A 222-nucleotide genomic window follows, 5' to 3' on the forward strand; every position below is an offset into this window, starting at 1 on the left:
GGTATTGGGCTTTTCACGGCCTGTTTCTGCTGAAACATTTTTTGTGGAGAGTTTGATCCTGGCTCAGGATGAACGCTGGCGGCGTGCTTAACACATGCAAGTCGAACGGAAAGGCCAGTGCTTGCACTGGTACTCGAGTGGCGAACGGGTGAGTAACACGTGGGTGATCTGCCCCGCACTTCGGGATAAGCCTGGGAAACTGGGTCTAATACCGGATAGGAC

1 rRNA gene is annotated in these 222 nt (G+C 53.6%); it reads left to right on the forward strand.

Features of this window, described 5'->3' with window-relative positions:
- Window positions 1–40 precede the first annotated feature (40 nt).
- A 16S ribosomal RNA gene (locus HMPREF2617_RS01905) occupies window positions 41–222 on the forward strand; the annotation flags it as partial.

It is taken from the genome of Corynebacterium sp. HMSC070H05 (assembly GCF_001837615.1).
Classification (GTDB): Bacteria; Actinomycetota; Actinomycetes; order Mycobacteriales; family Mycobacteriaceae; genus Corynebacterium; species Corynebacterium coyleae.